We start from the raw sequence: 9,321 nt of genomic DNA, 5'->3' as shown, positions 1-9,321 counted from the left end.
ACGGTCTGTACTGCGCGAACAGTCAGAATCGAGCCTTGTCCCTCCTCCTCCCTTCAAGTCCTACCATACAAGCGAGCCTGCTCGCGAAGGCGGACTGACATTCAACACTGTCATTGACTGTCGAACCGCTATCGCGAGCAAGCTCGCGCCCACAAGAACCCCGGTGCTTTACATATTTCCGAAAGCCCTGAACACCCCAATCATGGCCGGCCCAATGGCGACCAGGAAGAAGCTCGGCCACAGGCAGAAGATCAGCGGGAAGATCAGCTTGGTGCCAATCTTGGCGCCCATTTCTTCCGCGGCCTGGGTCCGCCGGTCGCGAAACTCGTCGGCGTAGATCCGCAGGGTATCGGCCACGCGGGTGCCGAAACGGATACTTTGCGCCAGCAGGCTGACCAGGCCCTGGATATCCTCCAGGCCGGTGCGCACGGCCAGTTGCTTGAGCGCCTCGGTGCTGGTGATGCCCGCCCGGATCTGCGCATTGACCAACGCCAGTTCCTCGGCCAGTTCCACTTGGCTGACCGACATTTCCTCAGCCACCCGCTCAATCGTCGTCGGCAGGGCCAGGCCCGACTCGACGCACACCACCATCAGGTCCAGCGCATCCGGAAACGCGGCGCGCAGCCGGCCTTGGCGGGCCTGCTTGCGCTTGCCGACGTAGCTCGCCGGAATCAACCAGCCAATGCCCGCCACAAGGGTCACCCCCAGCAAGCCAATGGCCAATGAAACCTTGACCATCGGCAGCAGCAACAACGCAACGCCAACCAGCAACAGCGGCAACATCAGGCGCACGGCCCAATACATCTGCACCGCCGAGGCAGACCGGTAACCGGCGTGGGTCAGCAAAGTCTGGGTGGCGGACGTGTGGGCCTGGTCGGTCGAGGCAAAGCGCTGGCCAATCCGCTCCAGCAAGAGCTGCAAATTACCCGGTGCCTCCTGCCCGGCGCTGTTGCCGGCGTAACCGCGCTTGATCAGCGCCAGGCGCCGCTGCACCGGATCCTGCAAGCCCAGCACCAACAGCAGGAGCGCAACGGCCGTCAGCACCGTGCTGAGGCCAATCGCGGCGATGAACAACAGGCGGGCCAGTTCTTCGTTACCGGTGAATCGACTTAACAATCCGAGCAGAAAGTCCATGGCTGAAACCTCTCGACGCAACAGCGCTTAAACCTGGATCCGGATGATTTTCCTGATCCAGAAAATCCCGATCAACATGGCGCAGAACGCGCCGATGATCAGCTTGTGCCCTATGGGGTCATTGATCAGCACCGGCATGTAGCTGGGGCTGGTGAGCACGATGGCGATCGCCAGCACGAACGGGATCGCCACCAGCACCCACGCCGACATGCGCCCTTCCGCCGACAGCGTCCTGATCTTGCGCTGGAACCGGAAACGCCCGCGGATCAAACGGCTCAGGCGCTCCAGCACTTCGGTCAGGTTGCCACCGGTCTCGCGGTGAATGAGGATCGAGGTCACCAGCATCATCACCGTCATGCTCGGCATCCGCTCCAGCAGGCCGAGCATGGCCCGGCGCACGTCGTTGCCGTAGTTGATGTCGGAAAAGGTCATGCCGAACTCCTGGGCGACCGGCCCCTTATGCTCCTCGGCGACCAGACGCAGGGTTTCGTTGAACGGGTGCCCGGCGCGCAAGGCCCGGCACATGGCGTCCAGCGCATCCGGCAGTCCTGCCTCGAACGCGGCGAAACGCTTGTTGCGGTCCCGCAGGATTTTCAGCACCGGCACCCAGGTCACGCCCAAGGCCGCCAGCAGCGCCATCCACCAGACTGGCGAAACCATCAGCACCAAGGCCCCGGCCGCCGCCCCCAGGACCAGACCGAGCAGCATGACCCGATAGGCCCGGTATTCATGGCCGGACTGCTCGATCAGTTGCGTCAGGTTGGCCATGAATGGCAGCTGCTCCAGCCGCGCTTCCAAGGGTGACAGGCGCGTCAGGTATTTCTGCCGCAACACCGTCTGCATGCTGGGCAAGTGGTTGGCCTTCTCCAGCACATGCAGGCGCCCACGAATACGTTTGCGCATCCTGCCGGCCTCACCGAACACCGGCACCACCACGCCCTGGGACAGCAGGAACACGGCGATGAACACCATGCCCAGGAACATCAGGATGAACTCGCTGGGGATATTGCTCATGACGTCCGGCCCTCCATCCACTCAGGGCGAAACAAGGTCAGCGGCAACTCGATGCCGCGCTTGGCCAGCACATCGCGGAAGGCCGGGATCATGCCACTGGGCCGATACTCCCCAAGCACCTCGCCATGTTCACCGATGCCCTGGCGCGCGAAGGAGAAAATTTCGGTCATGGTGATGATCTCGCCTTCCATGCCGTTGATCTCTTGCATGCTCACCACGCGGCGCTTGCCGTCTTCTTGACGCTCCAGCTGGATGACCACATCGATGGCCGAGGCAATTTGTTGACGCATGGCCTTGATCGGAAACGTCGCCCCGGTCATCGACACCATGTTCTCGATTCGCCCCAGGGCATCCCGTGCGGTATTGGCGTGAACGGTGGTCAGCGAACCGTCGTGGCCGGTGTTCATCGCCGTGAGCATGTCCATCGCCTCGGCGCCGCGCACCTCGCCGATGACAATGCGGTCCGGGCGCATGCGCAGGCTGTTGCGCACCAATTCCCGCTGGCTCACCTCGCCACGCCCCTCGATGTTCGACGGCCGGGTTTCCAGGCGTACCACGTGGGGCTGCTGCAGTTGCAGCTCGGCCGAATCCTCGATGGTGACGATGCGCTCGTTGTGGGGGAAGAAACTGGAGAGCACGTTGAGCATGGTGGTCTTGCCGCTGCCGGTCCCGCCGGAAATCAGCACGTTCAAGCGCCCGCGAACAATGGCCTTGAGCAGCAAGGCAATGGCCGGTGTCATGGTGCCGACCTGGATCAAGCTGTCGGTATTGAGCAGGTCCACGGCGAAGCGCCGGATCGACATGCTCGGACCGTCGATGGCCAGCGGCGGAATGATCGCGTTGACCCGCGAACCGTCCTTGAGCCGAGCGTCCACCAACGGCGAGGACTCGTCGATGCGCCGCCCCAGGCTGGAGACGATGCGGTCGATGATGTTCAACAGATGCTGGTCGTCGCGAAAACGCACGTCGGAGCGTTGCAGCTTGCCGAAGCGTTCGACGTAGACCGAAGCAAAGCCGTTGACCAGGATGTCGGACACGCTATGGTCAGCCAACAACGGTTCCAGCGGCCCCAGGCCGAGCACTTCGTCGGTGATCTGCTTGATGATCAATTGCCGGCTGGCGGTACTCACCGGCGCGGAATGTTCTTCCAGCAGGCGCTGGCAGATATCGCGAATCTGCCGCGCGGCCTCGACTTGTTCGAGGGCATCGAGCAACGACAGGTCCATGACCTTGAGCAATTGCTGGTAGATCTTCTCCCGCCACTCGGCCTCCACCGGCGTGACCTGGCTGCGGGTTTCATAGAGCACGTCGGGAATGGCCTGTTCCCAGGCCATCAAGGCGTCCGTCGGGTCCGGCAGGCTGTCGCCGGGCTGGGCACCCGCCGAGGTGCCAGGTTTGGCGGGCTGTTTGCGCAAGCGGTTACGAAAGTCGCTGATCATGGGTCATCCCCCGAAGAAACGGTTGAAGGCGCGTTTAAGCAGGCCCTTGTTCGTGGCCATCTGGTGACCGACCAGGTCTTCGGTCAAATCGCGCAGGGCGGCGGTGATGGCCGCCTTCGGCGCATGCAGCCCCAACGGCACGCCAGTGTTCTGACTCTGGCTGACCAGGTTGAAGTCATTGGGCAATTTCGACAGGTTCGCGCAACGCAGGGCCTCGCCGATGTCCTTGAGGCTGACGGCGGCGTTTTTGTCATAGCGGTTGATCACGATCTGCAACTGGTCCCCGCGCACACCGAGGTCTTCGCGAAGACTCCGCACCAGGGCGCTGGCATCACGCAGGTGGCTGACGCTCTGTTGCACCACCACGTACACCCGGTCCACCTGTTCCAGCACCGAGCCGGTGAGGTGATCGATCTGCCGCGGCAGGTCCACCACCACCCAGTCATAGCTGGCGCGGGCCAGTTGCAGCAGGGCATCGAGCTGTTCAGGCTGGGCGTCCTGGGGCAGGCACAACTCACCGGCCCGACCACCCAATACGTGCAGGGTCGGGCTGAAGTGACTGCAAAAGCCTCGCAGCGCGACGCTGTCCATCTCATCGACCTGCTGCAGCACTTCCAAGTGACTGTGGGACTGCGCCACGTCCAGGTAATGGGTCACGCTGCCAAATTGCAGGTCCATGTCCAGCAGCAGGGTATTGCCTGCCCGGGCGCTGAGCTGCTGGGCCAGGTTGCAGGCCACCAAGGTGCCGCCGGAGCCGCCCTTGGCGCTGATCACCGCGACCAACTTCCCTTCGTTGCCGTTGCCGAGACGAACGTCCGCCACCAGGCGATTGAGCGCCGCCACCAGCTCCGTATCGGCGATGGGTTCGGGCAACACATCCCGGGCACCGGCCTGCATCGCCAGGCGCATGCCTTCCTGCTCGCCCAATGGACCGCACACCAGCATCGGCGGCCGTTCATGGGCCGGACGTTGCAGCAACGCCGACAGTTCCTCTCGCCACAAATGGCTGACCCGCAGCAGCAACAGATCGGGCATGCGATCCAGCCCATAGAGCGGGTCGACATGCCCGTTGCTGACCAGGCGCGTGCTGACCTCAAGGCCCGGCATGCGCTGGCAGACGCATTGCAGGTCGCGCAGTGCCGTGGCATCGCGACTGCTGATCAGTATCCGCAGCCCGGCTCTGCCAGTGGTGGTCGAAAGCGGATTTTCCCTGGTGTTCAGCATGGTGTGATCTCCGCGGAATCGGAATGACGCCCAAGGCTTTCGCGTGGCAAGGTTGCCCGGAACGTCGGCAAGGTAATGGGCACGCCCAAGCCGGGAATGAACAGGTAGAAAACGAAGTTCTGCACGCTCAGCCGTACATAGCGGATGGCACGAAAGCCGGTGGTGCCGGACGTGTTGGTGGGGTTCGCCACCACGGCGCCATTGACGTCCAGGTAGGTCAGCGCCAGGTTCGAGGGCGCCAGGTTGCTGATCAACTGACTGGTGCCAGCGTCCGTCGCGGCGTTGAAAATGGCCCGGCGCAGGACCACCGGGTCGCTGACATTGCACACCGCCGCCAGCCTCGCGCCACGGCGCGCCGCTTCATCCAGGGCATTGACCGTGAAGTACAGCCGGCCCATTTCCACCACGCCGAACAGCAGGATGAACACCAGCAAGCCGACGAAGGAGAACTCCACGATGTAGGTGCCGCCCATGTGTTTGCGATTCATCACAGCGCCCTCATGACGGTGGTCGCCACCAGTTCGATGCCCAAGACGGTGGACGCACCGAAAAAACCAGGGATCACCGTGCCGATCACCGGTGAGAAGGTGTGCTTGATGGTGACGCGCACATGATCGATGCCCTCGGTGACGACCTCCACGTCGGCCGTGGTCAACCCGGACACCACGGCGTCGCCGGCAGCGCTGGGCACGCCATACACCGCCACGTTTTTCGTCTGGGTCAATAGGGTGTTGTTCAGCGTGATGCCGCCCAGGGTGGTGTTCCACGCCTGGCTGGCGACGAAGCGATCGGCATCGCGGCTGGCCTGCAACAGCACGTTGTACTGGTAGAGCATCCGGCCGAACTCGCCGAAGGCCAGCAGCAGCAACAGCAGCAACGGCAGCACCAGGGTGAACTCCACCAGCGCCACGCCTTTTTGGGCTCTTGCGGGTTTGAAATGAGAAAGTCCCATGACGCCTCCTACGAGTCGGTGCTCGGCGTGCCGCTGCCGTTGAGATAGGTTTTGTAGAGCTGGATGATCTGTGGGCCGGAGTCGGAAGATGGCGTCGGGCCGGGCACGTTGTCGCCCTCGCACTCCGGGACGAACTGGCCGAAGATGATCGACTCCGAACCACCACCGTTCACCGGCTGCAGGACGAAATAGCAGCCAAACCCCAAGACCGGAATCAACGTCGAGCCGCTCAGTTTCCCGGCACAATCGCCAATCACGATCTTCAGCATCCGGCGCTCGAAGACGCCATTGCTTTCACAGCCGCTGGCGCCCCCCGCCACACAGGCGGCGACTTGGGCCCGCCAGTCGTTGTAGTCCTGTATCGCCTCGCCGCCCGCCGAGAGATCGCCGTTGCTCGAGGTGATCGCCTGGCCGTTGTATTCCGGCCGGGGGACCGAAGCGTTGTAGATGATCGCCGGGCTGCCTGAAGACGTGACCAGGTCCGGTGGATAGTCCGAGGAACTGACCGGGCCGTTGTAGACACCGAAACGGGTGTTCAAGCCTTGGGAAGTCGGGCCGGCTTTATTGCCCGGCGCCGTCTGGACGTTGTCGCCACCGCTGCGGCAGACCGAGCCCCCGCCGGCCAGGTCCTCGCGGACCGCACTGCCGCCGGAGCCGAAATCCAGCAATTGGAAGTTGCCCGGGCCGATGGGCGAGGTGTTCCCCGCCGCCGTCTTCAGGACTTCCAGATCGCCAAATTGATACCCCCAGAAGTTGCCGGCGGCCGGGTTGTACTCAGTGGGCTCGCCACAGACCATCAACGGCGCCAGGTCACACGGCGAGGTGGGGCTGGGACCCGCCGGGGCCATCGCCGCCACGCGCTTGTTGCCGAGCCCGGCGCTGCCCATGGTTTGCACGAAGCTCCAGAAAAAGCCGTCCAATTGATAGCTGGCCACCGACACCCGCACGTATTTGGCATCGCTAGGCCCAGGGTAGGAGAACGGGCCATAGACGCTGCTGGCCAGTTCCACCACGGCGAACGCGCCCGGGTTGCCGGCAACCGCAGTGGCCAGTTCGGTGTTGCCCACGGCGCTGGCATTTCTGTTCAGCGTATCCAGGGCAGCCGCGCGGGTGGTGCTGGCCATGTTGATGCCGCCACTCACTTGGCTCAGGGTCTTGGCGCCGCCCAAGGCCGCGGCATCCACCGCATTTTGCAGGCGCGTCTTGTTCAGCAGCATGTGCCCGCCATCGAGGGCCAGCGCGGCCATCATGGAAATCGCCACCAACGCGATCACCATCAGTACACTCACCGCCCCTCCCTGGCGCCGGATATTGGCATTCATCATCGAGCCCTCGCCTACAACGTTTGAGGATCGGCATCGCCACGGCCCGCAAAGGCCTGGCATGGAGGGGTCACTCAGCGAACATTGATCACGCTGCTTTCAACCCCGCGGATCAACGTGACAGCCCCGCCTTGCGGCTTGGCACTGCGCTGCACCACAGGTTTGGGCAACGGGGCGGCCGCCATGGCGATGACCGGCGCAAGGGCTGGCGGCGCAACGGCGACAGGTTTTTTCTCCAGGTTCAACGGGTTGCGCAGGGCCAATTGCAGCTTGCCTTCGGTCTGCGCGGTGACCAGCGCTTCCGCTTCGGTGACCGACATTTCCAGGGTCACGGCCCGCACCACCACCGGCTGGGTCTTGTCAGTGCCCGCCGTCTGGTCCACCGCCAGCACCCGCAGGTTTTCCAGGATGGTCCGCGACGTGGCGCTGTTGCTGCCGGCGTTGGTGGTCTTGGTCGCCAAGACATCGACCCGGTTACCTGGCAAGAGGAAGCCCCCCACGCCACCCACATCGTCCACACGTACCGAAATGGCGCGTTTGTCCGGGGCGATCAACGAAGCCAGGGTGCTGCCGCCCAGGTGCTCGCTCAGGCGCGCGCCCCGCACAATGTCGCCGCGCAGGATGTCGAAGGTGGCGATCTTGCCCACGGCCTGTTCGCTGGCATCGAAGGCATCGTCCGGGATCGTGTCCATGGGCATGCGCACGGTCGTGACCTGCTGGGCCTCGACCATTTGCCCGAAGGGAATTTCCACCGTCGCGACCACCACGCTTCGCAAGTGATCATCGGGGGTCGCGTTGAGTCGCGCGCTCAGCCAGGAGTCAGCCATCCATGCGGCACCAAGGCCCAGCACCAGGGAAACGCCTATCAGCGGAAGCGTACGAGAGCTCATGTCGGTATCTCCAGATCAAAGGAAGTCGAGCTGAACGAAGTAGTTGTGCCAGGCCCAATCCAGCTCTTGCGGCGACAGGGGTCCGGAACCGCCCAGGTAACGCTGGCGGTCGAGCGCCATGTTCAACAGGTCACGGGGATGGCAAGGCACCAGCGGCATGCCTTCGCCGCCATACAACCGCTGCAGGACATAACGCACCAACAACGGGTCATAGGGGATGCCCAGGCGTTCGCATTCCTGGCGCCAGATGCGTTCGTACTCCTCGGGCTTGAGGTAGCCGAACTGAACCTTGTAGCCAATGCGCCGCAGGAAGGCCTCGTCGGCCAATTCGAGGGGATTGAGGTTGGTGGAAAACACCAGCACCAGGTCGAACGGCAACTCGCAATGCCGACCGCCGCCCAGGTTGATGAAGTCGCGCTTCTCCTCCATGGGCACGATCCAGCGATTGAGCAACTCGGCCGGGGCCATGCGCTGGCGACCCATGTCGTCAATGATGAACAGGCCGTTGCTGGCCTTGAGCTGCAACGCCGCCTGGTATTGCCGGGTGAACGGGTCGTAGCGCACGTCCAACTGCTCCATGCTCAACTCGCCGCCGGTGATGACGATCGGGCGTTTGCAGCACAGCAGCCGGCGGTCAATGCCTTCGTTGAGCATCAGGTTGTTGGTTTGGCTGTTGTCATCCAGGCGCTGGTGCACCTGTGGGTCGTAGATTTCGATCACCGACTCGTTGATGACAATCGCGTGGGGCACCCAGATGGCTTCGGCGAACAGCCGGATCAATCGGCTGCTGACATAGGTTTTGCCGGTGCCCGCCGGGCCGTAGATCATGATCGCCCGCCCGGAATTCAGGGCGACGCCCAACTGGTCGAGCATGCCCTGGCTCAGCACCATCCCCGCCAAGGCCTGGTTCATGTCCTTGGCGGTAATGCGACCGTGGTGAATGGTCTGGATCTTGATCAGCGAGCGATAGGTGCTCACCGGGAACGGCGCCGCGCCGATGTAGCCACTGCGGGCCAGGGCATCACGGGCGGAGCTGCGGCCGCGCTCGGTCAGGCCATAACGCAACGTCTGCCCGCCGGTCTGGCCCAACTGACCCAGCACTTCGACGCGACCGTCCTTGCGCAGGAACGCCAGGACTTCTTCCAGTACCGCGCCGGTCAGGGCCAGACGCTCCACCAGCCGCGACATGTCCAGCACACCGCCATCGTGCAGGTGCTTGCACACCAGCTCACCGAGGAAACTGTCGCTCAGGCCGGTGTCGCGAATGGTGCATGGCTGGGGTGCCAGGCGTTGCACCGCTTCCCGTTCGCTGGGGTAGGCATCGCTATCGTTGATGACGTGCATGA

General features: G+C 63.5%; 9 protein-coding genes. All 9 read right to left on the bottom strand.

Annotation, left to right across the window (positions count from 1 at the left end):
- Positions 1 to 168: 168 nt before the first annotated feature.
- The 9 genes from HGO40_RS25220 to HGO40_RS25180 all read right to left on the bottom strand — a co-directional run bounded on the left by HGO40_RS25220 (position 169) and on the right by HGO40_RS25180 (position 9,319).
- Positions 169 to 1,134 carry a type II secretion system F family protein gene (locus HGO40_RS25220; protein ID WP_250965238.1) on the bottom strand — a complete coding sequence of 322 codons (966 nt, stop codon included), beginning with the start codon at positions 1,132 to 1,134 and terminating at the stop codon, positions 169 to 171.
- A 27-nt stretch (positions 1,135 to 1,161) separates the two neighbouring features.
- On the bottom strand, positions 1,162 to 2,148 hold the full coding sequence (locus HGO40_RS25215; protein ID WP_250965237.1) for a type II secretion system F family protein: 987 nt from the start codon (positions 2,146 to 2,148) through the stop codon (positions 1,162 to 1,164).
- A complete protein-coding gene (locus HGO40_RS25210) occupies positions 2,145 to 3,587 on the bottom strand; it encodes a TadA family conjugal transfer-associated ATPase (protein ID WP_250965236.1) in 1,443 nt (480 codons plus the stop codon). Before HGO40_RS25210 ends, HGO40_RS25215 begins: the two co-directional genes overlap by 4 nt.
- A gap of 3 nt (positions 3,588 to 3,590) precedes the next feature.
- Positions 3,591 to 4,811: an AAA family ATPase gene (locus tag HGO40_RS25205; RefSeq protein WP_250965235.1), complete on the bottom strand. Its 1,221-nt coding sequence runs from the start codon at positions 4,809 to 4,811 to the stop codon at positions 3,591 to 3,593.
- Entirely contained in the window at positions 4,805 to 5,299 is a 495-nt protein-coding gene (locus HGO40_RS25200; RefSeq protein ID WP_250965234.1) for a TadE family protein, read from the bottom strand. Before HGO40_RS25200 ends, HGO40_RS25205 begins: the two co-directional genes overlap by 7 nt.
- Positions 5,299 to 5,763, bottom strand: coding sequence for a TadE/TadG family type IV pilus assembly protein (locus HGO40_RS25195; protein WP_250965233.1), 465 nt, complete (start codon positions 5,761 to 5,763; stop codon positions 5,299 to 5,301). Before HGO40_RS25195 ends, HGO40_RS25200 begins: the two co-directional genes overlap by 1 nt.
- Positions 5,764 to 5,771: 8 nt before the next feature.
- Complete coding sequence (locus HGO40_RS25190) at positions 5,772 to 7,088, bottom strand: TadE/TadG family type IV pilus assembly protein (protein ID WP_250965232.1); 1,317 nt, start codon at positions 7,086 to 7,088, stop codon at positions 5,772 to 5,774.
- Between the two features lie 71 nt (positions 7,089 to 7,159).
- On the bottom strand, positions 7,160 to 7,975 hold the full coding sequence (gene cpaB / locus HGO40_RS25185) for a Flp pilus assembly protein CpaB (protein WP_250965231.1): 816 nt from the start codon (positions 7,973 to 7,975) through the stop codon (positions 7,160 to 7,162).
- A gap of 15 nt (positions 7,976 to 7,990) precedes the next feature.
- Positions 7,991 to 9,319, bottom strand: coding sequence for a DUF8689 domain-containing protein (locus HGO40_RS25180; protein WP_186707160.1), 1,329 nt, complete (start codon positions 9,317 to 9,319; stop codon positions 7,991 to 7,993).
- Positions 9,320 to 9,321: the final 2 nt, after the last annotated feature.

This window comes from Pseudomonas sp. CG7 (assembly GCF_023701885.1).
In the GTDB taxonomy this organism is placed as follows: Bacteria; Pseudomonadota; Gammaproteobacteria; order Pseudomonadales; family Pseudomonadaceae; genus Aquipseudomonas; species Aquipseudomonas zanjanensis.
Note: the sequence above shows the minus strand (reverse complement) of the source record. Positions and strands in the feature narration are given on the sequence as shown.

Excerpts from the sequence above, each read along its gene's own strand:
- HGO40_RS25220 (WP_250965238.1), bottom strand. The coding sequence starts at position 1,134 with ATGGACTTTCTGCTCGGATTGTTAAGTCGATTCACCGGTAACGAAGAA.
- HGO40_RS25215 (WP_250965237.1), bottom strand. The coding sequence starts at position 2,148 with ATGAGCAATATCCCCAGCGAGTTCATCCTGATGTTCCTGGGCATGGTG.
- HGO40_RS25210 (WP_250965236.1), bottom strand. The coding sequence starts at position 3,587 with ATGATCAGCGACTTTCGTAACCGCTTGCGCAAACAGCCCGCCAAACCT.
- HGO40_RS25205 (WP_250965235.1), bottom strand. The coding sequence starts at position 4,811 with ATGCTGAACACCAGGGAAAATCCGCTTTCGACCACCACTGGCAGAGCC.
- HGO40_RS25200 (WP_250965234.1), bottom strand. The coding sequence starts at position 5,299 with ATGAATCGCAAACACATGGGCGGCACCTACATCGTGGAGTTCTCCTTC.
- HGO40_RS25195 (WP_250965233.1), bottom strand. The coding sequence starts at position 5,763 with ATGGGACTTTCTCATTTCAAACCCGCAAGAGCCCAAAAAGGCGTGGCG.
- HGO40_RS25190 (WP_250965232.1), bottom strand. The coding sequence starts at position 7,088 with ATGATGAATGCCAATATCCGGCGCCAGGGAGGGGCGGTGAGTGTACTG.
- cpaB (WP_250965231.1), bottom strand. The coding sequence starts at position 7,975 with ATGAGCTCTCGTACGCTTCCGCTGATAGGCGTTTCCCTGGTGCTGGGC.
- HGO40_RS25180 (WP_186707160.1), bottom strand. The coding sequence starts at position 9,319 with ATGCACGTCATCAACGATAGCGATGCCTACCCCAGCGAACGGGAAGCG.